The sequence below is a fragment of the Moraxella oblonga NBRC 102422 genome, from assembly GCF_001598275.1.
GTDB classification, from domain to species: Bacteria; Pseudomonadota; Gammaproteobacteria; order Pseudomonadales; family Moraxellaceae; genus Moraxella; species Moraxella oblonga.
Window position 1 is genome coordinate 1 of sequence record NZ_BCYQ01000032.1, and the last position, 24,770, is coordinate 24,770.

A 24,770-nucleotide genomic window follows, 5' to 3' on the forward strand; every position below is an offset into this window, starting at 1 on the left:
GATATTTTCCTTTAAAAAATAATTAACCAAGTTAATTAAATTGTGAATAAATGTACTTTACAGGAAAGTTCCATGTAATATGGAGACAATGAACGCATTTTTCAAGTTGTTCATTGTCTTATTTTTTAGTCAATGAGTAAATTACTCATCATCATCTTTGGCGGTGTACTTTTTGATGATCTCGTCAGCAACGTTCTTCGGAGTTTCTTGGTACTTAGCAAATTCCATAGAGTAAGTTGCACGACCTTGAGACATAGAACGCATTTGTGTTGCATAACCAAACATCTCAGCAAGTGGTACTTCGGCAGTAATCTCTTTGACACCACCAAACAAGTCCACCATACCTTGCACTGCACCACGACGACGGTTTAGGTCGCCCATGATGTCACCCATATAATCTTCTGGGGTCTCCACCACAACTTTCATGATAGGCTCAAGCAACGCAGGAGAGGCTTGCATAAAGCCTTTCTTGAATGCGATAGAACCTGCCATCTTAAATGACAACTCATCAGAGTCAACATCATGGTAAGAACCATCATACAAGGTGGCTTTAACGTTAACGACTGGGTAGCCAGCCAAAACGCCATTCTTCATACGCTCTTGAATACCTTTATCTACCGCAGAATGGTATTCTTTTGGTACAACACCGCCTACGATTTCTTCGGCAAATTCATACTCTACTTCGCCAGTTGGGTCAAGCGGTTCTAGGCGTAGCCATACATGACCGAACTTACCACGACCACCTGTTTGACGCACAAACTTACCTTCAACTTCAACGGTTGAACGAATGGTTTCACGATAAGCAACTTGTGGCGCACCAATGTTGGCTTCTACGTTAAACTCACGCTTCATGCGGTCAACGATGATGTCAAGGTGCAACTCACCCATACCAGAGATGATGGTTTGACCAGACTCTTCGTCAGTACGTACACGGAATGATGGGTCTTCTTTGGCAAGGCGACCTAGTGCAATAGACATTTTTTCTTGGTCAGCTTTGGTTTTTGGTTCAACCGCTAGGCTGATAACTGGATCTGGGAATTCCATGCGTTCTAGGGTGATGATGTTATCATTATCACACAGAGTATCACCAGTAGTTACGTCTTTTAGACCAACAAATGCCACGATGTCACCTGCACGCACTTCATCAACTTCGTTTTGACTGTTGGCGTGCATTTCAACGATACGACCGATACGCTCACGCTTCATCTTGACAGGGTTGTAGACGCTGTCGCCTTGTTTTGCAACACCTGAATAAACACGTACGAAAGTTAGGTTACCTACGTATTTGTCGTTCATGATTTTGAATGCAAGACCTGCAAACGGAGCATCGTCTGAAGATTCACGGCTACCTTCAGTACCGTCTTTGTCGTCTAGGATGCCTTTGATGGCTTCGACATCTGTTGGTGCTGGCAAGAATTCAATCACCGCATCAAGCATACGTTGTACGCCTTTGTTTTTGAAGGCAGTACCGCATAGCATGGGCTGAATTTCACATGCAAGCGTACGAGCACGCAAACCTGCTACAATGTCTTCACGAGACAAATCACCTTCTTCTAGGTATTTGTCCATAAGCTCTTCTGAACTTTCAGCAGCAGCTTCTACCATGTTATTACGCCATTCGTTGGCAGTATCAACTAGGTCAGCAGGAATCTCGCCATATTCAAATTTCATGCCTTGAGATGGTTCGTCCCAAATGATGGATTTCATCTCAAGTAAGTCAATCACACCCTCAAAAGTATCTTCAGCACCGATTGGCACAACCACAGGTACAGGATTACCGCCAAGACGTTGCTTAACTTGCTCAACCACACGGAAGAAGTTAGCACCTGTACGGTCCATTTTGTTAACAAATGCCAAACGTGGCACACGATATTTGTTAGCTTGACGCCATACAGTTTCTGACTGTGGCTGTACACCACCTACCGCACAATACACCATGCACGCACCGTCAAGCACACGCATAGAACGTTCAACTTCAATCGTGAAATCCACGTGACCGGGGGTGTCAATTAGGTTAATGCGGTGTTCTGGGAATTGCTCAGACATACCTGACCAAAAGCAAGTAGTAGCGGCAGATGTAATGGTAATACCACGTTCTTGCTCTTGCTCCATCCAGTCCATAGTCGCAGCACCTTCGTGCACTTCGCCTAGTTTGTGGCTTTTACCTGTGTAGAACAAAATACGCTCTGACGTGGTGGTTTTACCTGCGTCAATGTGAGCAGAGATACCGATGTTACGATATCTGTTTAATGGGGTCTTACGTGCCATAATTTTTCCTAGAAAAATTGTGTTAATTGGGTGTTATTTTGTCTATCAACAGGATTAATGTCAGATTAATCATCACAAAATAACTGAATCTGTTTGGCTTGAGTTAATGAACACACCAACCCAAACCAAGCACGCTCTAATCTGGCGATTTAGACAACAAATTAGAAGCGGAAATGAGAGAACGCTTTGTTTGCGTCAGCCATACGGTGAACGTCATCACGTTTTTTGATGGCGGCACCTTTACCGTCAGCAGCATCATTAAGCTCACCAGCTAGGCGTAGAGCCATTGATTTTTCAGAACGCTTAGCAGCAGCATCAGCCAACCAACGCATGGCTAGGGCAGTACGACGGGAGGGACGTACTTCCATAGGTACTTGGTAAGTGGCACCACCAACACGGCGAGCTTTTACTTCCACAGTTGGGCGAACGCTTTCAAGCACTTCTTCAAAGAAAGCAACTGGATCTTCTAGTTTGCGTTTTTCAGCAACAGTCTCTAATGCACCGTAAACGATTTTTTCGGCGACTGATTTTTTACCATCAACCATTACTTGGTTGATGAATTTAGCGATGGTTTGGCTGCCGAATTTTGGGTCTGGTAGAATTTCACGAGCAGCTACGACACGACGTCTTGGCATAATAATTCCTTATGTCTTCAGGGTAAATCTGGCATTTACTTTACAAATCAAGCATTTAGCCAGCCTTACTGCATGATTGTAGATGTGGCATGGTTAGATTAACACACATTCTCACAAGCCATGCACAATTCATTAGTTTAATTGCATTACGCCTTAGGACGTTTTGCACCATATTTAGAGCGACCTTGTTTACGGTCTTTAACACCCGCACAGTCTAACGCACCACGAACGGTGTGATAACGCACACCTGGTAGGTCTTTTACACGACCGCCACGGATAAGCACAACGCTGTGCTCTTGTAGGTTATGACCTTCACCGCCGATATAGCTAGATACTTCGTAGCCAGAAGTCAAACGCACACGGCATACTTTACGCATGGCTGAGTTTGGCTTTTTAGGGGTGGTGGTGTATACACGAGTACAAACGCCACGACGTTGTGGGCAAGCTTGTAGTGCTGGTACTTTTGACTTTTCAGTAATGGTCTTACGACCTTTACGGATAAGTTGGTTTGTAGTTGCCATAGGCAATATCTCCCGTTAATAACAATATGGCTTATAAAGCCGACCTTTACCCTTTATAGGGCTAATATACCATTATACGTGATTTTGCAAAAATTTTCAAGCATTTTCAAGCAATTTTATCTCACCCACCTGCCCAAAAGTCGCCTTTGCCACGCCCACCACATTCTCAAAAATTTGGTTGTTATAATGCACTGATGCCCCCACCGAAGCCACCGAGCACAGATGATACAGCCATGCAGAATTAAATTTATCCAAATCTGACTTTTCCATGTCAAACCACCCCAAAACCTCATCAAGATAATCGCCATATTGTTTGGTCAACGGATTGGTACTAAGTGCCAAAAGCTCATTAGCAAGTCCTGTGGTTTGGGCATTTTTGAGCACCATGCGTCCGATTGTCAGTGTCGTAAGTAGGATTTGTTTTTGCCCAATTAATGTTTCATCTACACTTGCCACCACCGCATGAGCCGTGCGTACACCATCTTTGCCTGACACATCAACCCCATAAATATAAGCCAGCTCATATACTGTACGTAGCAACATCACCAAAAGCCACGCTGATTCTAGCACCACCCCCTTTAATCCAAATACCCCAAAAGCACCACCCAGACTCAGCCAAGTGCGATTTTGATTGATGATGTCGTCCACAAACTCATCTCGCTCTTGGCGAGTAAGATTCGCTAAATTGGCAAATCGTTCGTCTTTTTGCAGTCGCAGTAGTGCCCAATTATGCGTCCAAGTCGCCACTTTATCATAGACTTCATCAGACCAATGAACAAGCATCTTGGTGGGCAGGATTTTTTGGGCAAGTGTACACGCTCCATAAATGCGTTTGCCAAGCAATTCTTTGGCAAATTGGTGGGCTTGTGCACTGACAAATTTTTTATCAAATGTCAACCCAACATCAACAGCTTGATAAGATTTGTCGGACGCATACACCGCTCCCAGATATGCTCCTAGTTTGCCAAGTTTGGTGTGTTTTTTGTTGGCGTGTAATTGTTTTTGCGTATGATGTGTTGTCATAATTTTACCTAAATTTGCTAAACATAATTCACACCTTATCACACCCACGCCAAAAATACAAAGGGATTTATTGACCCACCAAACCATATATGAATATTGTTTAATTTATGTTACAATAATCAAAAAGTTATTTTTCACACCAACAATCATGACCACCCACAACGATGCCAATCTTGCTGTCTTGATTGACGCTGATAATGCGTCCACGACCCATCTTGAAGCACTGCTCAATGAGATTGCAACCCTTGGGCGGTCAAATGTTCGCCGTGCCTATGCTGACTGGACAAAACCTCAACTTGCTAGCTGGAAAAGCGTACTGTTATCACACTCCATTCAGCCCATTCAGCAGTTTTCTTATACCAATGGCAAAAATGCCACCGATTCTAGCCTCATCATCGATGCCATGGATTTGTTGTACAAAGGTAAATTTGACGGTTTTTGTTTGGTATCCTCTGACAGCGATTTTACTCGCCTTGCCCAACGTATCCGTGAGGAGGGGCTTATTGTCTACGGTTTTGGCAAAAAACACACTCCCAAAGCCTTTATGCAAGCCTGCGACCGCTTTACTTATTTAGAAGTTTTTGAAGAGCAAAAAAGAACACCCAATGTGGACTTTTATGATTCAGCAGACATGCTTTTTTCTGACAACAACCAATTTAAACCCATTGACGTTGCCATCGCTCTCGTCAAAAGTGCCATTGACAGTATGGCGGACGAACATGGCTGGGCAAACATCGCCCCTGTCAAAAATTATATTTTAAAAGTTGAACCTGATTTTGATTCACGACTGTTTAATTATGACAAATTTAGCGATTTTTTAAAGGCGTACCCTCGTTATTTTGAGCTTACCGAACGTTATCCAAACGGCGATCACCACAAAGTCGTTTTTGTTCGCAATCGTATCGCCGACCTCATCTCTGACGCAGAGCTGACCATCTGATGATACGAGTGTATTTTGGTGGTAGTTTTGACCCTGTGCATGAGGGACATTTGGACATGGTGCGTTATGTGGCAAAAAAATTGACTGCCCAAAAAACACCTTTTATCATCTATTTTTTGCCCACCGCAGGCAACCCCTTTAAGGATAACCCCACCTCTCCTACTCACCGCCTTGCCATGCTGGATTTGGCGTGCGAAATGTTAAAAAATGAGGGTGTTGTTGCCCAAATCTGCCCCCTAGAAATCCACCAAACACCGCCCATCTACACCGTTGATAGCGTGCGTACATTGGCAAATACATATCCTAATGATGAGCGAATTTTTGTCATGGGTGGTGATAGTTTGTCAAGTTTACACTTATGGAAAAATTATCAAGAGATTTTGACCTTGGTCAAAATTTGGGCATTTGCCAGAGCTTGCAACAACAAAGAAGTGCATGAAAGCATTGTCAATCACATCACGACCGATTTTTATCAATTTCTCAATCAAGCCTCTATTTTTTACGACAACAGTCCCATCAGAGCTGTCTCATCAAGCCAAATCAGACAGGACTTTTTAGAAAATAAAACGCCCACGCACCTGCCTTGTGCAATTTTTGATTATATCAAACAACAAAAACTTTATAAAACTGTGATATAATGCCAAATTAGTTTTAAAATTTTGAAAAATCATGAGCAATCACAATCTATCCTTAGACGACCAAATCGCCCTAGTTACCAAGTCCCTAGACGACCTAAAAGCCACTAACATCACCGTCATCACCGTAGAGCATTTGACCGAAGTGGCAGAACGCATGATTATTGCCAATGCCACCTCCAAACGCCATGTCAAAGCACTGGCGGACAAATTGGGTGCCAGTGCCAAAGAACAAGGACTCATGCCACTTGGGCGTGAAGGCGACAAAGACAGCGATTGGACACTTGTGGATTTGGGAAGGATTGTGGTACACATCATGACACCACAAGCCCGTGAATTTTATGATTTGGAAGGATTGTGGTCATCGCCTGAGACTTTGCAGGCGTTGGCGGTACAGAGGGTGTAATCCGTTCATCTCATTGGGGCTTGTGCTTAGGACAAGCTCTATTTATTTGTAATTTAAAATACACTCACAAAATTTTAACATTGTTTTACCCAATAATACCACCCCCACTTAATCCCAAAGCCTATTTCCATTAAACTTGCCAAAATCCGCCCTGTCAGCCCCCAAATCACTTCATCATCATAAATCCAAGCAGGGGTGTGAAGTTTGGCGGTTTGATTTGGCAACTCCCTATCAAAAATGTGGTTGGTGGGAGCAGTTTGCAATACCGCAAACGGCAACCAAAACAGCTTATCAATCTCATCTTCGCTAGGCATAAGCCTATCCACCGCACAAGGCGATATACAAACAACCACAGGACGAACCAACAACCCCTTTTTGGAAATTTGCATGGGCAAATACCCCAAAATCTGCGTATCCGCCCTATCTAGCCCCACCTCCTCATACGCTTCACGCAAGGCAGTTTCTACCGAACTTTTATCAGTATCATCTCGTTTACCACCGACAAAAGAAACCTCCCCCGCATGGCTACTTAGACGAGCCGACCGACGTGTCAAAAGCAGGCGTGGATTTGGCTCATCAGTGATGACAATCAGTACACACGCCTGCGGTGGGCGTTCTTCATGCAATAATTTTTGATAATGTTTTATCGCATTTTCACGCACAAGCCCTGTTAAGAGTTCGTTGTTGTTAGTATAAGGCAAAATATCCACGCCTTGATAGTTTGCCAATGCTTGCACCAAATCATAAAAACGGTGTGAATCTGGCACATACACCATTTGTTTATCAATAAAATCTTGCACAAAATCATTTGTCATTTTGGTTATTTTCATTTATCATTGAATATCTTGATTATTATAACACCAAATCATGCCCTACTGTTTGCAATGCGGAAAACCCGCCACCCATACCATACCACAAGGCGATAGTCGTGAACGTCTCGTCTGCTCATCGTGTGGTTATATCCATTATGAAAACCCCAAGATGATTTGTGGGGCACTTGCCATTCATCAAGGCAAAATCCTGCTGTGTCGGCGTGCCATAGAGCCACGCTATGGATACTGGACATTGCCAGCAGGTTTTATGGAGATTGGCGAGACGATGGCGGAGGGGGCAAAACGTGAAACATGGGAAGAAGCGGACGGCACGGCGATAAATTTAAAACTCTACACCCTGTTTGATTTGCCACAATGGGGGCAGATTCATGCAATATATCTTGCCAATTTACAAGATGGGGCATTTGGCGTAGGGAGTGAGAGTCTAGAATGCGGTCTGTTTTATCCTGATGAGATAGACATGGAAAATCTAGCATTTGAGACGGTACGTCAGACCATTGAGCGATATTTGGCGGATAAAGAACGCTTGGAAAAGTTGGGCAAAGATAGTGAGGATTTTAATAATTATCCTTTGCATGATGTGTGTTTGGGTAACACATAAAGGATAATAAGCTGTAAGGTGCGTACAACGCACCCAAAAACCCCCAAGCCTTAAACGGTGCGTATTACGCACCTACTGATGACAATTTTTCACGCAACACCAAATCACAAATCCCTTTGTAAAATCAGTGCATCCACCACCCCCCATTCATCTTTGTAATAACCTTTTCGCACATCAATTTGATAAAACCCTTGTCGTTCGTACAGGCGTATGGCAGGGGCGTTGTCAGCTCGCACTTCTAACAAAATCCGCTGTGCCTCTTTTTCTTTGCATAACCTTTCAAACTCATCAAGCAAGCCTTTTCCCACGCCCTTTTTTTGATAATCCATGTCAGTAGCAATGCGTAACACCTCTGCCACCTCAAAAACAATTTGATAAATCAAATAACCCACAACATCATCGTCATCATTTTCGGCAACAATCATCCCTGCCCCAAACTGCCCCAAAACCTCACTGATGGCAAGGCTATCCCACGCATCATCAAAAAGCTCATTTTCAATTTTGGCAATAACATTGACACACCCCCCCTGTTTGGCGTGTTTGGGGTCATTAAAATTTAAAAAAACTGTCATAAAAGTTACATGATAATGTGATTAAATGTGTTATGATAACCCAAATATTTGTATTTAAAAAGAGAAAATCATGACAAAAAAACCTTTATGGAATGACCCCAACGCCATAGACGAAGCAAACAAATACCAAAACCCCATTCCCTCACGACTGCTTATCCTACAAACTGTCGCCCAGATGAATAACGACAGCAAACCTGCCACGATGGAGAGTTTGGGACTGCATTTTGAGATTTTGGGCGATGAAGAGCGATTTTTTGCCCTAACCAACCGCCTAAAAGCCATGTTACGGGACAACCAACTAGAACGCACGGACGGCATTCATTTTAGCATTGCTCCCTTGCCCACCACTGTAATAGGCAAAGTGATTGCCAACCCTAAGGGTTTTGGTTTTGTCAGTTTGCCTGATATGCCAGACCTTTTTATCCACGAAAAACAAATGCGTGTGGTTTTTGACAAAGATGTGGTTGAGGCGGTAGCAACAGAGTTTAAAGGCAAAGCCGAAGCTCGTATCACCAAAGTGCTAAGCCGTGCCAGCACAGAATTTGTGGGTGTGATAGACAGCGATGATGAGGGGTATTTTGTTCGTCTATCAGGAACAAATGCTCACCAACCCATCACACTGACTGATGATGATGTGGCACAGTTTGGCGTGCATGAAGGCGATAGTGTCAAAGTTGCCATCATTGATATGCCCACCTACCAAGAATATGCTACAGGCAAAATCAGCGAAGTTTTAACAAATTTAAACGACCGTGAACTTATCATAGAAACTACGATTTTAAACCATGGCATACCATCTGTATTTAGTAAAGATACGTTAGAACAAGCAGATGGTTATGATGAGCCAACCGAAAAAGACTTTAAGGGACGAGTGGATTTACGAAACCTGCCACTCATCACCATAGACGGTGAGGACGCACGTGACTTTGACGATGCCGTCTATGCGTGTAAGCGTGCAGGGGGCAACTATCGTGTGGTGGTTGCTATTGCAGACGTAAGTCATTATGTAACCCCCCAATCACCCCTTGATGTAGATGCATACGAGCGTGGTACGAGCGTGTATTTTCCTCACCGTGTTATCCCCATGCTCCCAGAGGTACTATCCAACGGGCTATGTTCACTAAATCCCAAAGTGGATAGGCTATGTATGGTGGCAGATATTAAGCTGTCAAAAGCAGGCAAAGTTACAGGCTATGAATTTTACCCTGCCATCATGCACTCACAGGCACGGCTCACCTACAACCAAGTCAATGCTTATTTTGACGACCCCACCAATGAGACCCTGCCTGATGATTTGGTAAAAAATCCTGATGTTTGTAAATCGGTGGACACACTTTATCAACTGTACCAAATCCTTGATAAAAAACGAGAGGAACGTGGAGCAATGGCGTTTGAAACTGCCGAAAGCTACATCGTATTTGGCGAAGATGGCGACATCACAGACATCAAAAAACGCACACGAGGAGACGCTCACAAACTCATCGAGGAGATGATGCTTCTTGCCAATACTTGTGGGGCAAATTTTGCCCTAAAACATGAGTTACCCGCCCTATATCGCAACCATGATAAGCCCTCTGACGAAAAAAGTGCCAAATTGTCTGAATACCTCAAATCTTTTGGTTTGGCATTCCCCAGCGAAAACCCCACACACAGCGACTATCAGCGAGTCATCAAGGCAACAGAGGGACGAGCGGACACCCAAAACATTCACTCTATGCTCCTACGCTCCATGATGCAGGCAAATTATAGCCCTGACAACATCGGACATTTTGGTTTGGCGTATGATGAATATAGTCATTTTACTAGCCCTATTCGCCGTTATCCTGACCTTATGCTTCACCGAGCCATCAAGGACAAAGTAACAAATAAAAAATCCAAACCTGCGATTTACAAAAGCCTAGACGAAGCGGGCGAACAAACTTCTACCACCGAACGCCGTGCCGAAGAAGCCAGTCGTCATGTGGAAAGCTGGCTTAAATGCCACTATATGCAAAGACATCTGGGCGATGAATTTATAGGTACGATTACCACCGTAACGAGTTTTGGACTTTTTATCACCTTAAATGATTTGTTTATAGACGGACTAATCCACATCTCAAATCTGTCAGCTGAATACTATGAGTATGACGAAAGACAACAAGCACTCATTGGCGAGCTTGGTACGACTTTTGGATTGGGTGAACAAATCAAAATCAAGGTCGCTGGCGTGAATATGGATTTACTCCAAGTTGATTTTGCGTTGGTGGAGAAGGTGGGGGAAGAGGTGAAAAAGGCTAAGGCACATAAGAACAGTAAAAAATAAATCAAACACCCAAAAAATCAATCCAAACCCTAAGTTTAGCTTGATTGGATTTTTTATACATGAACATTAAACTCTTTAAATGACACTGCATAACACTTAAAATCAAATGATTATTTTGGTTTTATACACTTCTTTATGATAAAATAATAAGTTCATTACGTTAATTATTTATTCAGAGGTAAGTCATGGATTTAAAAGAAAGTGATATTTTAGGTGATGATGTAAATAAACACTGGTACTATATCGCCAAAGCTCGTGCCATGCAAAATATTTTGCACAATGTTCAAGCAAAAACAGTACTTGATGTGGGTGCTGGGTCTGGTTATTTCTCTCGCTATCTGCTCGAGCATTCTAATGTTCAAGCAGGTGTATGTGTAGATATCAGTTATCCAACTGAATATGATGACACACATTCAGGAAAGCCTCTGTATTTTAGACGGTCTATTTTGGATACGGCTCAGGCAGGTATTGCACCTGTTGACTTGTGTTTAATGATGGATGTGTTGGAGCACGTTGAAGATGACGTGGGTTTATTAAAAACCTATGTTGAGCAAGTGCCAAGTGGTACAAAATTTTTAATTTCAGTGCCTGCATTTCAATTTTTGTGGAGCAGTCATGATGTATTCTTGGAACATTATCGCCGTTACACATGCCAGCATTTGGCAGAAACTGTTCAATCATCAGGCTTAAATATCATTCAAAACCATTATTATTTTGGGGCGGTCTTCCCAATTGCACTAACAATGCGTTTATTTGAACGCATTTTTCCAAAAAAAGAAACCAAATCCCAATTGGTCAAACACCACCCTTTAACAAATGCCATACTGTTAACGGCTTCCCAAATGGAAATTCCATTTCAAAAATGGAATAGATTGGCGGGATTAACCGTTTTTTGTTTGGCAGAAAAACCTTAAATTAATATTAAAATCATAAGATTAAAAAATTATGCAAACACTTTTTTCTCCCAAATCTCAAACCAAATTACTGGGTGTTTTGGTTTTTAGCTGTCTGATTTTTTTGCTTTATCCTGATTATTTACCCTTAATTGACTTGCCACAACATGCCGCACAAGTTACAACTTTGGATGATTTAATCAAAGGAAAAAGTGTTTGGCAAAACATGGTATTTACCAATTTTGATACACCTTATTTAACCTCTTATTTATTATGGTGGTTTTTTTATCAGTTTCTGGACATCAGCACTGCTTCTAAGTGGGTGATGGTGGTTATTTTTTGTTTGTATGTTATCAGTATCAGACAGCTACGTTTGGCTTATGGCAAAGATAAACTATTGGATTTTTTGGCGTTAAGTTGTTTTTTTGGATTTGCATATCAGTGGGGATTTGTCAGTTTTATGATGAGTGTACCTGTTGGTATTTTCTTTTTAATTTCGTGTAAAAATTATTTTGAAACCCACAAACCAAAACAGTTGGCAATCGTTTTTGCTTGGGGTGTTTTATTGTATTTTAGCCATATTTTGGGTTTTGCATTTTTTTGTTTTGTGGCGTATTGCAATTTTTTGGCATCATTTAAGCAACACAATTGGCAACAACGTTTTTATTTTACTGGCGTATTTCTATTATTTGCCATCATGCTGGTAAGAATTATTTTAAAACCTGACCCTGCATTTTTTGAAGGTTATCCAATAGGTTATGTTGAGCAACATCCCTTTTTGTGGAAAACACAAGAATTGCTGTATTTGCCTTGGCACATGAATGATATTTATCATTATCATCTGGCATTTTATGGTGTGCTGATTTTGCCGATTTTTATGGGATACCGATTAAGTCGTCAGTGGCAACTTTATGTACCATTGATTGCTTGTTTGATTATTTGGTATGCATTGCCACATATTGCATTTCAGACTGCCTATTTATATCAAAGATTTGCAATATTTTTACCGATTTTTTATGCGTTAATTTGGCTACCCAATACAGATTTGCGTGGTGGGCGTTATAATATCGCACAAGTGGCTACGGCATTTTTTATGGTGAGTGTCTTGGCTATTTTATATAAAAATCACAATGATAATGTACAGTTTCAATACTCCGCCATCAGACTTGATTTTGAAAAAACCAAACAAGACATGCAGCCAAACAAACGTGCCATGTTTTTGTTTGATGAAGCTTCACGCCATGATTTTAGCATTAGTACTGATAGAAATTATCTCCATTTTGCACAGTGGTATCAAGCAGAAAAACATGGCTGGGTGGATTTTAGTTTTGCGACATCGCCCGCGATGATTGTGCGTTTAAAAGCAGAAGAAATTTATCCCAATTACAAGAAAAATCGTGGTGCAGTAAAAGGAAATTTAACCCAAATTTTAGATTGCAGCATTTATGATTATTTGGTTATGCGAGTGGTGGACAATCCGATAGATGATGTTAAAAGCTGGCTTAAACAAAATCCCAGTTGTCAAAATAAGGTTTTGGTTGCACAGCATGGTACATGGTTATTATGGGGTAATGAAAAATAAAATGATATTCAAACAGTTTGGAATCTATTCACTCATTGGGATATTGAATACTTTAATTCATGTTGTGGTATTTGGTTTGTTGCTTGCAAATGATGTGTCTGCCACATGGGCAAATGGTATGGCATTTTTCTCTACCGCTACATTTAGTTATTGGGCAAATGCCAAATGGACATTTCAACAATCTTATCAAAACCTGTCGTCTTATATGGCGTTTGTGGCATGGATGGGCAGTTTGGCGATATTTTCAGGTTGGCTTGTGGATTATTTGGCATGGACATCGTGGTTAGCCATACCTTTTTTTATGGTATTGAGTGTGATATTGGGGTTTTTGGGTGCAAAAAAACTGGTTTTTCGTAAAGGAAATTCATCATGAGTATTGTGATTTCTTTGGTTATTCCTGTTTTTAATGAAGAGGATAGCATACCGTTATTTTATCAAACTGTTCGTGAATATGTGCCTTTACACGATTATCATGTTGAATTGGTGTTTTGTAATGATGGTAGTACTGACCAAACCGAGGTACTATTAAATCAGCTCGCTCAACAAGATAAATGGGTTAAAACACTGCACTTTACACGCAATTTTGGTAAAGAGTCTGCTTTGTTTGCAGGGTTAGAGTACGCGACAGGTCAAGCAGTGATTCCCATAGATGTTGATTTGCAAGACCCTATTGAATTGATTCCCAAAATGCTTGCTCATTGGCAAGCAGGTGCCAGTATGGTACTGGCAAAACGCATAGACCGCAGTGAAGACCACCCATTTAAAAGATGGAGTGCCAATCTTTTTTATCGCATACACAATAAAATGAGCAATATCCATATTGAAGAAAATGTGGGTGATTTTCGCTTATTATCACGTTCTGTGGTGGATGCCTTGATTGTTTTGCCTGAAAGAAATCTGTTTATGAAAGGCATATTTGCATGGGTGGGTGGCGATACTGCTATTGTTGGCTATCATCGCCCAAAACGTGTGGCAGGACAAACCAAGTTTAATGGTTGGAAATTGTGGAATTTGGCATTAGAGGGCATCAGTGGTTTTTCTACTGTACCTTTGCGAATTTGGACGTATGTGGGTTTGGTATTTTCAGGCAGTGCATTTTTGTATGGTTTATGGATCATTGTCAGTACACTAATGTGGGGAAATGATGTTAAGGGTTATCCATCGTTATTGGCATGTATTTTGTTTTTAGGCGGGATACAGCTTATTAGCATTGGTGTTTTGGGTGAGTACATTGGACGCATTTACATAGAAACCAAGCAACGCCCACGTTATGTATTAAAATCATCAGAATCAAAAAAAGAAGCACAGCCACACATCTAACATCTGACAAACACACAAGAAGTACCATGTATTATAACGCCAGACAGATATTAACCACTTTCGCACTTGCCCTACTTGGAGCAAACTTATGTGCCTGTGCCAAACCCACCGAACAAACCACCCAACACCAAGCGGTGCGTGAGAATTTTTATGAACTGACAGAGCTTGATTTATCAAAGGTAGGATTTGCCAAACAAATCGCCCTTACCGATAATACCGATATACTCATCATCAATGACAAAGGTGAACTTTGGCAAATACCACACCCAGACAGACCCGCCAAACTTGCCGAGGGCATGTCGGATATGGTCGCTCCTGTGGCAAAATTTGATAAAATCGCATTTGCTAACAAAGATGGTTATTTTACTCTAATCCAAAACGGTCAAATCCACCGCTCCACCGTCCGCCTATCGCCCCACTCTGCCATGCTCATGCTCCCATTTGCCACTATTGCGGTAGAGATTCATGATGACGGCACGGCAAGTCTTGTCCGCCTTGAAGTGGTGGGCGATGAGGTGCGTGCGGTTGCTCGTTTTCACCCCGTACTGCCAGACGCTCGCCCCGTACAAATTAACTTTACAGGCGATAACACTAACGGTCATATCGCCATATTATCCCACCCCGACAGCACCACTTATCAGCATGGAGTACTGGGCGATGATATAGAAGCAGGGCAAATACAGTTTTTGGAACGCCACAGCCTAACCCCACTTGCCAAGCCCTTAGCGGTTAAAGGTTTGGTATTTGAGGCAAACACCGTGCAAATCCTACCCCACCAACATGGCAACCACCTTGTTGGCACCATGTCAGGAAATGGGCAAGGAGCAAAGGTAGTTGTGATTGACAACATTGATAACCACCTCAAAATCATCGCCCAAAGTACACCCTTACCCCAGCATCGTTGGCAGTCGCCTTTTGTTTTTGATGATAAACTTTATGCCGTGCAAATGCCCCATTTGGTTGGACGGCTTGTAAAATACACCCAAATGGGCGACAAACTTACCGAAACAGCATTGGGTGAGGGCTATTCCAATCACGCCATTGGTAGGTTTGAGACCAATCTGGTGACAAGCCATCAAGGTTTTGCCATCATTCCTCATAAAGGCTACCGCAACGTCAGCCTGCTGACATTTGACAACAAGCCAATACCGATTGATAAAACCCTACCCTCCCCCATCGTGCATACTGTATCCAATGATGTGTTTGGTTGCTTTTTATTGGCGGACGGCAGTGTTTGGAAAATAGATTTATCCAAATAACTTGGATTGTATGGTGATTACGGCTTTTTGACCCCATCAAGCAGTCCCAAAAACCCCGTCATGTACGTCATGTTAAGGCTACTTTGTCGCACGCCCGCATAAAGCTGACAGTACACCCCATCGCCTAGCGTACGTGAGATGACCCAGCCCTTTTTCTCATACTCGCTTACCACCCAATCAGGCAATGCCGACACACCGCGTTCAGAAGCGACAAGCTGAATGAGCATGGCGGTCAGCTCGGTGGTGCGAATGTGTTTGGGGGTAATGCCTGCAGGGTTTAAAAATTTGGCGATAATATCCAGTCGCTCTTGCTCAACGGGATAAACAATCAGTGTCTCATCTGCCAAATCACTAGGCAAAATCATAGCCTGACTTGCCAAATGATGAGCAGGCGACAGCACAAGCCGACTTTCATAAGTAAAAAGCGGTTGATACACAATGCCATCAATTGGCAAATCGCTGGCTGTAATAAGTAGGTCAATGTCGCCAGTCAATAACATTTGGTGCGGTTCAGGTTCAAACCCTGAGGCAAAGTCTAGCTCTACATCGCTGTATTCTTTGCGATAGACATTTAAAATCGGCATAAGCCAATCAAAACAGCTATGACATTCGCTCGCCAATCGCAATCTCCCCGCCTGCCCATGTGCCAGACGTTTGATGTCAGATTTGGTACGAGCGACCTGTGGCAAGATGTTGTCTGCCAGTTGCAACATCAATTTGCCCGCAGGTGTAAAACTGATGGGGCGAGTACGGCGATTAACTAGCGTAATGTCATAATAGTTTTCAAGCTCTTTTAATTGATGGCTGATGGCAGATGCTGTTAAGTTTAACTCATCAGCAGTCATAGCAAGCGAACCATGACGAGCAAGGGCGGCAATCATTTGTAAATGGCGAATTTCTAGCATGGCTTTTTGGGGCATGATGTTTAAAAATTTTCATCATAGTATCATAAAATCAACAATTTTTCAGGTGGATTGCTCTTGAAAACCCATTTACAACCGCCCTTGATTTTGGTACATTTACCATCATCGCCCAACCCCATTTTAACGTTACAAATAATTCATGAAAAAATTACTCATCATCACAAGCGTGTTTATCGCCCAAATCGCCACCGCCCAAAATTTACCTTTTTATCAACCTCCTGCATTTATCAATTCTGCCAATTCAGTGTTTGACAATCACCCTTATGCCAACATCATCAGCCAAGCTGAATTAACCGCCACACCAAACGCCCAAAAAATCCTAATCACCGCTCGGCAAATGGTAGAAAATGGCGAGATTATCAAAGGGGGCTGTTGGGATTATTTAAATACCGCTTGGAATCGAGCAGGTTTTGGCGACAAACAACGCACCATCATTTTTAGAGGCGACATCAAAACCCCACCTTATGCCAACATCAACGATATTTTGGCAGGAGATTGGCTATATCATGTCAATTATAGTTATAACAACATTGAGCATAGTGGCATGTTTATTGGTTGGATTGATAAAGAGAATGCCATTGGTTTAACTTTAAGTTATGCAGGAGAAAAAAGAGGCGAACCTGCCCGCTATAAGGCATACGATTTGAGTGGGGTCTATCGCATTACCAGAGCGTCCTAAACGCCATTTGACATATACTTAATCCACATGGAGCCATGACAAACTCACTACGAACAAAAAGCTTTTGTTTCTTTTTGAGTGGCATTTACCATATAAAATAGGAAGGTATTTAGGGCATTCTAACCACCAAAAGATATGGTTGCCAGACCGTCTTTTGTTTGGATTTTTAAAAATTTTGTGCTACAATAATAGAACGTGCCATTAGGCTTAGGCAGACCTTAGCAATGCAATGTTTGCCTGTATTTTTCCGCATTGCTTATTTTAAGGATTAGTTATGCTAACCAACAAAGACCGTGAAGAAATCATCGCCAAATTCAAACGTGGCGAAAACGACACTGGTAGCCCAGAAGTGCAAGTTGCTCTTTTGACCGCTCGTATCAACGACCTACAAGGTCATTTTGCCGAGCACAAACACGACCACCACAGCCGTCGTGGTCTTATCCGTATGGTAAACCAACGCCGTAAACTGCTAGACTACCTAAAAGGTAAAGACCTAGACCGTTATACTGCTCTTATCGCTGAGCTTGGACTACGCCGTTAATTTAAAATTAGGCTGTCTAATTTTCAAAAACGGCGTGCGTGTGCGTGCCGTTTTTGTTGTTTTAAGTTTATCAATGATTGATAAGGTTGAGATTTAGAACTCTAAGAGATGTTTTTTGACACATTTGTAGGGGAAAATTGCCATTTGCTCTATGATGACACATTGATTTTGGGCAAATAATTTTTCCCATACAAATTTTAAATACCCAAAAATATCTCTTAGGGCTTTAAATCATCTTATCAATGAAAAACCCAATCATTTAAAAGGAACATGTATGTTTAATGTCATTCGTCAAGAATTTCAATACGGCAACCAACAAGTTGTCCTAGAAACAGGTCGTATCGCTCGCCAAGCCAATAGCGTGCTTGTACATATGGGCGATGTGTCGGTGCTTGTGGCGGTGGTTGTCCGCCCCGAAGCCGTTGCAGGTCAGGACTTTTTCCCCTTGACCGTCAACTACCAAGAAAAAATGTACGCTTCGGGCAAAATTCCGGGGGGCTATGGCAAGCGTGAAGGTCGTGCCAGTGAGTTTGAGACTCTGACTTCTCGTCTGATTGACCGTCCAATCCGTCCGCTATTTCCAGAAGGGTATTACAACGAAATCCAAGTTACTGCTACTGTTATTTCATCTGGCAAAACCCAAGATGCTGACATCGCCTCGATGATTGGTACTTCGGCAGCCTTGGCAATCTCTCCTGCTCCATTTAATGGTCCTATTGGGGCGGCTCGTGTTGGCTTTATTGGTAATGAATATATCCTAAACCCAACACTTGCCCAAATGAAAGAAAGCTCGCTTGACCTAGTGGTAGCAGGCACCAAATCTGCCGTACTCATGGTAGAATCCGAAGCAGATGAACTCTCCGAAGACCAAATGCTAGGGGCGGTACTCTACGGACACGCCCAGCAGCAGGTCGTCATTGACAACATCAACGCCTTTGCACAGGCAGTTGGTAATGCCAAAGCCGAGTTTGTGCCACCTACCATCAACGAAGAACTAAACAACGCCCTAAAAGAGCAATTCACCGCCAAAGTGAGTGAGGCTTATACCATCACCGTCAAACAAGACCGCTATGCTCGTCTTGATGAGCTTGCCAAAGAAGCCCTTGCCCTAGCAGGAGATGAAACCGCAGAGGACTATGCTGACAAAGCCAAAGAAATCAAAGAGTTGTTTGAAACCCTAAAATACCGCACCGTCCGTGATAATATCCTATCAGGCAAGCCCCGTATCGATGGTCGTGACCTAGAAACTGTGCGTGCCTTGGACATTCAAGTGGGTGTACTACCCTATACGCACGGCTCGGCACTTTTCACTCGTGGTGAAACCCAAGCCCTTGTTACTACCACACTAGGCACAACTCGTGATGTGAACTTGGTGGATACGCTTGCTGGCACCAAACAAGACCATTTTATGCTCCATTATAACTTCCCACACTACTCGGTAGGTGAGACAGGTCGTGAAAGCGGACCTAAACGCCGTGAAATCGGACACGGTCGCCTTGCTCGCCGTGGTGTGCAAGCGGTATTGCCAAAGGTAGAGCGTTTCCCCTATACCATTCGTGTGGTCTCTGACATCACCGAGTCTAACGGTTCAAGCTCTATGGCAAGTGTGTGCGGTGCATCATTATCCCTTATGGACGCAGGCGTGCCCCTAAAAGCTCCTGTGGCAGGCATTGCGATGGGTCTGGTCAAAGAAGGCGAACGATTTGCCGTACTCTCTGACATCTTGGGCGATGAGGACCACTTGGGCGATATGGACTTTAAGGTGGCAGGTTCTGTCAATGGTATCACCGCCCTACAAATGGACATCAAAATTGAAGGTATCACTCCACAGATTATGGAGCAGGCTCTACGCCAAGCCCACGCAGGTCGTATCCACATCCTAAATGCGATGAACCAAGTAATCGCCACTTCTCGCACTGAAATTAACGCCCATGCCCCCAACTATGCCACCATTGAGATTAACCCTGAAAAAATCCGTGATGTGATTGGTAAAGGTGGGGCAACCATTCGTGCCTTGACCGAAGAGACAGGGGCAACGGTGGATATTGATGACAACGGCGTGATTCGTATTTTTGGCGAATCCAAAGCCTCAACTCGTGCCGCCATCGCCAAGATTGAAGCGATTACTGCCGAAGTGGAAGTGGGTGCGGTCTATACAGGCACGGTGGCTCGCATTGTGGAGTTTGGGGCGTTTGTCACCATTCTGCCGGGTACGGACGGTCTGGTGCACATCAGCCAAATCTCTGATGAGCGTGTTGAAAATGTAACCGATTACCTAAAAGAAGGGCAAACTGTTAAAGTTCAAGTCCAAGACATCGACAATCGTGGACGCATTAAGCTGACGATGAAGGGGATTGAGCAGTAAGCCTTTGATTTGATTGTTAAAAAAACCGCTCTTAGATAAGGGCGGTTTTTAATGTTTGGTAGTTACAATAATTTATCTTGAAAATCTTGTTTAAATTTAGCCAATTTATCAGTCTCGCTATTAAAAAATTTAAAGCCCAAACATTTGATTTCTTGATAATTATTTTGTCTGATTTCATCAAGATAGCTTTGATAATCATCATCGGCATGATGATTAAAACTGATTTGACTTTCTTGATGTAAATCAATCAATACCCGTTCTTTCCAATCATCATGAGCCATTAAATGTCCGCCTTTTGGTTCAAATAAACACTGATAATACATTTGTTTATTTGCCACATCATTGATAATCATCATATAATCAGGACTAAATCGTCTGCCATCTTTTGGACTAAACAGATAATAATCAAGTTCATTACGAATCAAATAAATCTCTGCATTGGGGTATTTTTGCTTTAATTCATCAATCTGACTGTCAATAAATTTTACAAAACGCTTTTCTTCGCTTGTGCCATAATTTTCATGGTAAGCATACCAATCACGACACCCAATGTCTAAATTAAGCTCGCTATTATGATGATTTGTTTGTGCTTTTCCACGCTCATCAATCACTTCATGAATATTTTGATTATTGGTATTTTCCTGATTTAATTTTGGATATGCCACAAGATAAATGCTCTTTTCTTGTTTAAAAATACTGCGAAGTGGCTTGGGCTTAAATACTAAACTGCCCACCATAATCGCCAGATATTTATCAATGAGTTTACGCACTTCTGGTAATATCGCCCCTATCAGTAACTGCAACTTTTCATTGGGTTTTAATTCATCAATGTCCTTGCCTTTTTCATAAGAATAAATAACCTGATATTTTGGCAAATATTCATCAATCAATACATCGATACTTTTTAAATCAGTCATATGGTGGGTGATATTATCAAATCTAAAAAATCCATTTTCCGCACAGCTTAACGCCTTTCTAATCATTTCGCGACTAAAATGCGGTTCTTTTAAATAAATGGTTTTACTTTTGATATTAGCCCTGTGATTATTTTGCTCCATGTCGGTCAAACCACGCTGATGTAAGCGATAAGAATGGGCTTTAATCTCTCGGTTAAAGACATTGTTAATATCATCTTCGGTTGTTTTTGGGCGAAATTGCTGTTCATTGACCAGCACAAAGCCATTTTTATAAGTCTGACTTTGCATGAATGACTTTTTAAGATAAATGGTGCGTTTTTCCACCCCTTGATTGATAATGCCATTATCTTTTAATTCGGCAATGAGTTCATTTAAAAATGCACCTGTTTTTACAAAATGATAGAAAAAAGTTTCTAAAACTCTGCCTTTATGTTCTATCGCTTTATCAAATTTACGCTGATGAGTTGTATCTTTAATGCCACTTTCAAACAACGCATTTTTGATTTCACGGTATTTTCTGGGTAATTGATAGGGTTTTAATCTTGCACCACGACCGATTAGCTGAATGTCTTGCAATGATACTTTTTTGCTATTAGAAATGTCAAAATGAATGATGTCAAATAAACTAAGTACGTCCCAGCCTTCATTTAGAGCATTGACCGAAAATATCGCCCGAATGGTATTTCTTTCGGTATCTAGGTTTAATAATTTATCCGCATTGGATTTTTCTTTGCTGTTATAAATAAAGGTCTGATGTTCAGAAAAACTCTCTTTGATGTGATTGATAAAGGTTTGCAATCCATCTTTATCGCCCTGATTGATTAAGTTTTTACTAATCCAATCAAACATTTGCTCGATAAAACGATGTTGTTCATCAAATAAATCCTGCTTGTGCTTGCTCATTTCTTTTAAATGTTCAAAATCATCACGATGTAATGATGAAATCACTTGATGAAAAAATGCCCTATCTGCTTCGCTTTGGGAAATTTTTATGGATTTGACAAGTACAATGGGCGTAAATTTGACATTCATTTCTGTCAGAGCAAATAAACGCCGATATTCGCTTAATGCCACCGCATTGATAATCAGTAGGCGTTTTTGGTCTTTGATGTGCGTTTCTTCATTATATAAAAAAGCCACATTTTTACTAAACCCATCTTTATTAAACTGTAAAAAATCATAACGATAAATGAGTTTGTTTTTATATTTTTGGTGAATGTTGGTATTTTTTAAATCCACCGTTGCGGTAAATTCCAACAGTAGATTTTTTGGATTGGCGTGTAACACCGATTGCACCGAAGTTTCCCAATTTTGGACATATTGTTCATCGGTTTTGGTAAGTTTTTTGCGAGTATCCACATTGAGGCGGTGAGCCTCATCGGCGATAATGACGGTAAGATTATTTTTAAAGTGCTCGGCAGTAATCGCATTTTCTTTGGGCTCGGTAATGCGTCTATATAACAACTGGGTACTAAAAAATAAAAAGTTAATATCGTCTTTTTTGGCATCTTCAAACCGCTCTATGGCGTGAATGCGAATATTTTTACCACCGATTTTTATGCCTTTTGGATTAAATAGATATTTATCAAATTTATAATCGGTAAAGTTTTTAATCGCTTGGTCTTTGATTTGGACTTGGTGCACCAAGAATATAAAATTACGATAACCATGCTCATACAGGTATAATACAATCCCTGCCATCGTCAAAGTTTTGCCTGTGCCTGTAGCCATATTAAATAATAAATGGCGAGCATATTCCATACCAAAATTTTCAAACACATAAATAAAATGTTTAATCGCACAAATTTGATAATCACGCAAAGGCTTGGATAAATTATCACCAATCACGCTGGGCAATTCAAAGTCTTTTTGCCAAATATGATATTCTACACTGTTTGCAATTTGGTTAAACAAAAACTCGTCCAATGTTTCTTTGACTTGTTGTGTGCCTTTTTTTGCCATGATTATTCTCCAAACAAATCATCATTTACGGTTGTTTTTGTATCATCTGATACACCATAAAACGCATTGGATAGGGCTTTTTCCTCATCGGATACTTGATATTTGATGTCATTCATATCGGCAAAGTTGAGATAAAGATGATTTTCATCTAATAATTCAAGTAGTTTTTGTTTGCGTTCGTCCAAATCCAATGCCCTAAAATTTTCGTCTTTTTCAAATTCTTTTTTATCAAACCAAAATTGTAAAAAGGCATTTTCTTTCATTTGGTTATAAACATCGTTTAATTCGCTAATGGTTTTGGCGTGATTTATCATCTCAATATAAAGCAAATTATATTTTTTGAGTTCAAAATAACAAAAAGAACCACCACCTTGCCAATTCACCGCTTTACTGATACCGCCTTGTTCGCCATCTAGGACTTTTAAAAGACGAGTTTTGGTAATATTATCAATATAATCCATCTGTTCAATACCAATCCATCGCCGTCCCATTTTATGAGCCACCGCACAGGTTGTGCCAGAGCCTAAGCAAAAATCTAGGACAATGTCGTTGGGGTTGGTTGTAATTTCAATTATTCTTTTAATTAAATATTCAGATTTTGGATAAGAAAAAACCTTACTTTCAAAAATTTCTTTAATATGCAATCCACCTTTTTCATTACTAAATTCTTTATCAAGCCATAAGGTTTTTTGCTTTTGGGTTTTTTCGGATGTTAAATAATCTTTTTGGAAAACATCATATCTATCATTATTTACAAGCCTCACTTTTAAAAATTGAATATCTCTTAAAATTTTATCCTTGCTCCAACGCCACGTACCTAATTCCCCATTTGAGAATTTAGGAATAATTTCTATAAACTCATCATTCTCTTTTTCTAAGGAAATTTTGTCTATATTTGGGTTGTAGTAAATTGGAAAAAATAAACTTGGCGATTCTTCTGCGGTAGCTCTACCACCACGCAACCTAAGTCCTTGCTCTCTGTAAATGCCGTTTTCATCTTTTAAATTATATTCTCTTTTTTGTTCATCATTTAGCGGAATGCCTTTAATTGCAACACAATTTATATTTTTTCCATAAACTAGTATATAGTCATGTGTGCTTGGAAAAAATTTATCAGATTGGCGACCTTTGGGATTAATACAAATAATATTGCAACCAACAAAATTTTCTCGTTCAAAAACCTCATCCATCAATACTTTTAAATAAGCCTGTTCATTATCATCACATTGCACAAAAATCACTCCGTCATCGCTTAATAATTCTTTGGCGATTTCTAGGCGGTTTTTCATAAACACAAGCCACGATGAATGGTTAAAATTATCGTTGTATTTAAAACTGTCATTGCCTGTATTATAAGGCGGGTCTATATAGATGAGTTTGACTTTCCCTGCCAAACGGAGTTTTAAAGAGTGTAGGGCAAGTAGGTTATTGCCTTTGATAAGTAGGTTTTGATTAAGGTTGCCGTCATCATCAAAAAATTTGACTTGACTGGCGGACGGATTTAGGCTAGGTTGGTTGGTTGGTTGGTTGGTTGGTTGGTTGGTTGGTTGGTTGGTTGGTTGGTTGGTTGGTTGGTTGGTTGGTTGGTTGGTT

At 41.2% G+C, this 24,770-nt stretch carries 22 protein-coding genes; 13 read left to right on the forward strand and 9 right to left on the reverse strand.

Annotation, left to right across the window (positions count from 1 at the left end; genetic code table 11):
- Positions 1-141: 141 nt before the first annotated feature.
- The 4 genes from fusA to MOB01S_RS08930 all read right to left on the reverse strand — a co-directional run bounded on the left by fusA (position 142) and on the right by MOB01S_RS08930 (position 4,447).
- Positions 142-2,268, reverse strand: a complete 2,127-nt coding sequence (gene fusA / locus MOB01S_RS08915) for an elongation factor G (protein WP_066804143.1) — start codon at positions 2,266-2,268, stop codon at positions 142-144.
- Between the two features lie 161 nt (positions 2,269-2,429).
- Positions 2,430-2,903 carry a 30S ribosomal protein S7 gene (rpsG, locus tag MOB01S_RS08920; RefSeq protein WP_066804146.1) on the reverse strand — a complete coding sequence of 158 codons (474 nt, stop codon included), beginning with the start codon at positions 2,901-2,903 and terminating at the stop codon, positions 2,430-2,432.
- Positions 2,904-3,049: 146 nt separating this feature from the next.
- On the reverse strand, positions 3,050-3,424 hold the full coding sequence (gene rpsL, locus MOB01S_RS08925) for a 30S ribosomal protein S12 (RefSeq protein ID WP_029102685.1): 375 nt from the start codon (positions 3,422-3,424) through the stop codon (positions 3,050-3,052).
- 96 nt (positions 3,425-3,520) lie between these two features.
- Positions 3,521-4,447, reverse strand: a complete 927-nt coding sequence (locus tag MOB01S_RS08930) for a hypothetical protein (RefSeq protein ID WP_066804156.1) — start codon at positions 4,445-4,447, stop codon at positions 3,521-3,523.
- Between the two features lie 148 nt (positions 4,448-4,595).
- Here MOB01S_RS08930 and MOB01S_RS08935 point away from each other — a divergent pair, with 148 nt between their 5' ends.
- From MOB01S_RS08935 to rsfS, 3 genes are read left to right on the forward strand one after another with little or no spacing between them, the layout of a single operon-like run.
- Positions 4,596-5,387, forward strand: coding sequence for an NYN domain-containing protein (locus MOB01S_RS08935; protein ID WP_066804198.1), 792 nt, complete (start codon positions 4,596-4,598; stop codon positions 5,385-5,387).
- The gene (gene nadD / locus MOB01S_RS08940; protein WP_066804159.1) at positions 5,387-6,025 is read left to right on the forward strand and encodes a nicotinate (nicotinamide) nucleotide adenylyltransferase; all 639 of its coding nucleotides are present in this window, start codon (positions 5,387-5,389) and stop codon (positions 6,023-6,025) included. Before MOB01S_RS08935 ends, nadD begins: the two co-directional genes overlap by 1 nt.
- 31 nt (positions 6,026-6,056) lie before the next feature.
- Positions 6,057-6,428: a ribosome silencing factor gene (gene rsfS / locus MOB01S_RS08945; RefSeq protein ID WP_066804162.1), complete on the forward strand. Its 372-nt coding sequence runs from the start codon at positions 6,057-6,059 to the stop codon at positions 6,426-6,428.
- Positions 6,429-6,502: 74 nt separating this feature from the next.
- Here rsfS and MOB01S_RS08950 read toward each other — a convergent pair whose 3' ends face one another.
- Complete coding sequence (locus MOB01S_RS08950) at positions 6,503-7,243, reverse strand: NUDIX hydrolase (protein WP_245640024.1); 741 nt, start codon at positions 7,241-7,243, stop codon at positions 6,503-6,505.
- Between the two features lie 52 nt (positions 7,244-7,295).
- Between MOB01S_RS08950 and MOB01S_RS08955 the strand changes: the two genes are divergently transcribed.
- Positions 7,296-7,862 (forward strand): NUDIX hydrolase, encoded by a 567-nt coding sequence (locus MOB01S_RS08955; protein WP_084349688.1) that lies wholly within the window; start codon positions 7,296-7,298, stop codon positions 7,860-7,862.
- A gap of 104 nt (positions 7,863-7,966) precedes the next feature.
- Here the strand turns inward: MOB01S_RS08955 and rimI are convergent, their stop codons facing one another.
- A complete protein-coding gene (gene rimI / locus MOB01S_RS08960; RefSeq protein WP_066804169.1) occupies positions 7,967-8,434 on the reverse strand; it encodes a ribosomal protein S18-alanine N-acetyltransferase in 468 nt (155 codons plus the stop codon).
- A gap of 70 nt (positions 8,435-8,504) precedes the next feature.
- Between rimI and rnr the strand changes: the two genes are divergently transcribed.
- From rnr to MOB01S_RS08990, 6 genes are all read left to right on the forward strand, one after another.
- Positions 8,505-10,736 carry a ribonuclease R gene (rnr, locus tag MOB01S_RS08965; protein ID WP_066804171.1) on the forward strand — a complete coding sequence of 744 codons (2,232 nt, stop codon included), beginning with the start codon at positions 8,505-8,507 and terminating at the stop codon, positions 10,734-10,736.
- A 185-nt stretch (positions 10,737-10,921) separates the two neighbouring features.
- Positions 10,922-11,650, forward strand: coding sequence for a class I SAM-dependent methyltransferase (locus MOB01S_RS08970; protein WP_066804174.1), 729 nt, complete (start codon positions 10,922-10,924; stop codon positions 11,648-11,650).
- A 31-nt stretch (positions 11,651-11,681) separates the two neighbouring features.
- Positions 11,682-13,211: a hypothetical protein gene (locus MOB01S_RS08975; protein WP_066804177.1), complete on the forward strand. Its 1,530-nt coding sequence runs from the start codon at positions 11,682-11,684 to the stop codon at positions 13,209-13,211.
- A gap of 1 nt (position 13,212) precedes the next feature.
- Positions 13,213-13,584: a GtrA family protein gene (locus MOB01S_RS08980; RefSeq protein WP_169798139.1), complete on the forward strand. Its 372-nt coding sequence runs from the start codon at positions 13,213-13,215 to the stop codon at positions 13,582-13,584.
- On the forward strand, positions 13,581-14,531 hold the full coding sequence (locus MOB01S_RS08985) for a glycosyltransferase family 2 protein (RefSeq protein WP_245640025.1): 951 nt from the start codon (positions 13,581-13,583) through the stop codon (positions 14,529-14,531). Before MOB01S_RS08980 ends, MOB01S_RS08985 begins: the two co-directional genes overlap by 4 nt.
- Before the next feature lie 26 nt (positions 14,532-14,557).
- A complete protein-coding gene (locus MOB01S_RS08990; RefSeq protein ID WP_066804183.1) occupies positions 14,558-15,790 on the forward strand; it encodes a hypothetical protein in 1,233 nt (410 codons plus the stop codon).
- A gap of 17 nt (positions 15,791-15,807) precedes the next feature.
- Here the strand turns inward: MOB01S_RS08990 and MOB01S_RS08995 are convergent, their stop codons facing one another.
- Positions 15,808-16,695 carry a LysR family transcriptional regulator gene (locus MOB01S_RS08995; protein ID WP_066804204.1) on the reverse strand — a complete coding sequence of 296 codons (888 nt, stop codon included), beginning with the start codon at positions 16,693-16,695 and terminating at the stop codon, positions 15,808-15,810.
- 157 nt (positions 16,696-16,852) lie between these two features.
- Between MOB01S_RS08995 and MOB01S_RS09000 the strand changes: the two genes are divergently transcribed.
- The 3 genes from MOB01S_RS09000 to pnp all read left to right on the forward strand — a co-directional run bounded on the left by MOB01S_RS09000 (position 16,853) and on the right by pnp (position 20,298).
- Positions 16,853-17,392: a hypothetical protein gene (locus MOB01S_RS09000; protein ID WP_066804185.1), complete on the forward strand. Its 540-nt coding sequence runs from the start codon at positions 16,853-16,855 to the stop codon at positions 17,390-17,392.
- Between the two features lie 274 nt (positions 17,393-17,666).
- Positions 17,667-17,933 carry a 30S ribosomal protein S15 gene (rpsO, locus tag MOB01S_RS09005; RefSeq protein WP_066804187.1) on the forward strand — a complete coding sequence of 89 codons (267 nt, stop codon included), beginning with the start codon at positions 17,667-17,669 and terminating at the stop codon, positions 17,931-17,933.
- Between the two features lie 274 nt (positions 17,934-18,207).
- Complete coding sequence (gene pnp, locus MOB01S_RS09010) at positions 18,208-20,298, forward strand: polyribonucleotide nucleotidyltransferase (RefSeq protein ID WP_066804189.1); 2,091 nt, start codon at positions 18,208-18,210, stop codon at positions 20,296-20,298.
- Between the two features lie 62 nt (positions 20,299-20,360).
- On the opposite strand, the gene MOB01S_RS09015 is transcribed toward pnp, so the two are convergent.
- Positions 20,361-23,177, reverse strand: coding sequence for a DEAD/DEAH box helicase family protein (locus tag MOB01S_RS09015; protein WP_066804192.1), 2,817 nt, complete (start codon positions 23,175-23,177; stop codon positions 20,361-20,363).
- Between the two features lie 2 nt (positions 23,178-23,179).
- A partial coding sequence (locus MOB01S_RS12700) for a DNA methyltransferase (protein WP_066804195.1) occupies positions 23,180-24,770 on the reverse strand: 1,591 nt, incomplete at its 5' end.

What these genes read in the sequence shown, in the direction of transcription:
- MOB01S_RS08950 (WP_245640024.1), bottom strand. Translation starts at nt 7,243, where the DNA reads ATGACAAATGATTTTGTGCAAGATTTTATTGATAAACAAATGGTGTAT.
- rpsO (WP_066804187.1), top strand. Translation starts at nt 17,667, where the DNA reads ATGCTAACCAACAAAGACCGTGAAGAAATCATCGCCAAATTCAAACGT.
- MOB01S_RS08935 (WP_066804198.1), top strand. Translation starts at nt 4,596, where the DNA reads ATGACCACCCACAACGATGCCAATCTTGCTGTCTTGATTGACGCTGAT.
- MOB01S_RS08995 (WP_066804204.1), bottom strand. Translation starts at nt 16,695, where the DNA reads ATGCTAGAAATTCGCCATTTACAAATGATTGCCGCCCTTGCTCGTCAT.
- MOB01S_RS08930 (WP_066804156.1), bottom strand. Translation starts at nt 4,447, where the DNA reads ATGACAACACATCATACGCAAAAACAATTACACGCCAACAAAAAACAC.
- rsfS (WP_066804162.1), top strand. Translation starts at nt 6,057, where the DNA reads ATGAGCAATCACAATCTATCCTTAGACGACCAAATCGCCCTAGTTACC.
- MOB01S_RS09015 (WP_066804192.1), bottom strand. Translation starts at nt 23,177, where the DNA reads ATGGCAAAAAAAGGCACACAACAAGTCAAAGAAACATTGGACGAGTTT.
- MOB01S_RS09000 (WP_066804185.1), top strand. Translation starts at nt 16,853, where the DNA reads ATGAAAAAATTACTCATCATCACAAGCGTGTTTATCGCCCAAATCGCC.
- nadD (WP_066804159.1), top strand. Translation starts at nt 5,387, where the DNA reads ATGATACGAGTGTATTTTGGTGGTAGTTTTGACCCTGTGCATGAGGGA.
- fusA (WP_066804143.1), bottom strand. Translation starts at nt 2,268, where the DNA reads ATGGCACGTAAGACCCCATTAAACAGATATCGTAACATCGGTATCTCT.
- MOB01S_RS08990 (WP_066804183.1), top strand. Translation starts at nt 14,558, where the DNA reads ATGTATTATAACGCCAGACAGATATTAACCACTTTCGCACTTGCCCTA.
- MOB01S_RS08970 (WP_066804174.1), top strand. Translation starts at nt 10,922, where the DNA reads ATGGATTTAAAAGAAAGTGATATTTTAGGTGATGATGTAAATAAACAC.
- MOB01S_RS08975 (WP_066804177.1), top strand. Translation starts at nt 11,682, where the DNA reads ATGCAAACACTTTTTTCTCCCAAATCTCAAACCAAATTACTGGGTGTT.
- MOB01S_RS08955 (WP_084349688.1), top strand. Translation starts at nt 7,296, where the DNA reads ATGCCCTACTGTTTGCAATGCGGAAAACCCGCCACCCATACCATACCA.
- rpsL (WP_029102685.1), bottom strand. Translation starts at nt 3,424, where the DNA reads ATGGCAACTACAAACCAACTTATCCGTAAAGGTCGTAAGACCATTACT.
- rnr (WP_066804171.1), top strand. Translation starts at nt 8,505, where the DNA reads ATGACAAAAAAACCTTTATGGAATGACCCCAACGCCATAGACGAAGCA.
- pnp (WP_066804189.1), top strand. Translation starts at nt 18,208, where the DNA reads ATGTTTAATGTCATTCGTCAAGAATTTCAATACGGCAACCAACAAGTT.
- MOB01S_RS08980 (WP_169798139.1), top strand. Translation starts at nt 13,213, where the DNA reads ATGATATTCAAACAGTTTGGAATCTATTCACTCATTGGGATATTGAAT.
- rpsG (WP_066804146.1), bottom strand. Translation starts at nt 2,903, where the DNA reads ATGCCAAGACGTCGTGTCGTAGCTGCTCGTGAAATTCTACCAGACCCA.
- rimI (WP_066804169.1), bottom strand. Translation starts at nt 8,434, where the DNA reads ATGACAGTTTTTTTAAATTTTAATGACCCCAAACACGCCAAACAGGGG.
- MOB01S_RS08985 (WP_245640025.1), top strand. Translation starts at nt 13,581, where the DNA reads ATGAGTATTGTGATTTCTTTGGTTATTCCTGTTTTTAATGAAGAGGAT.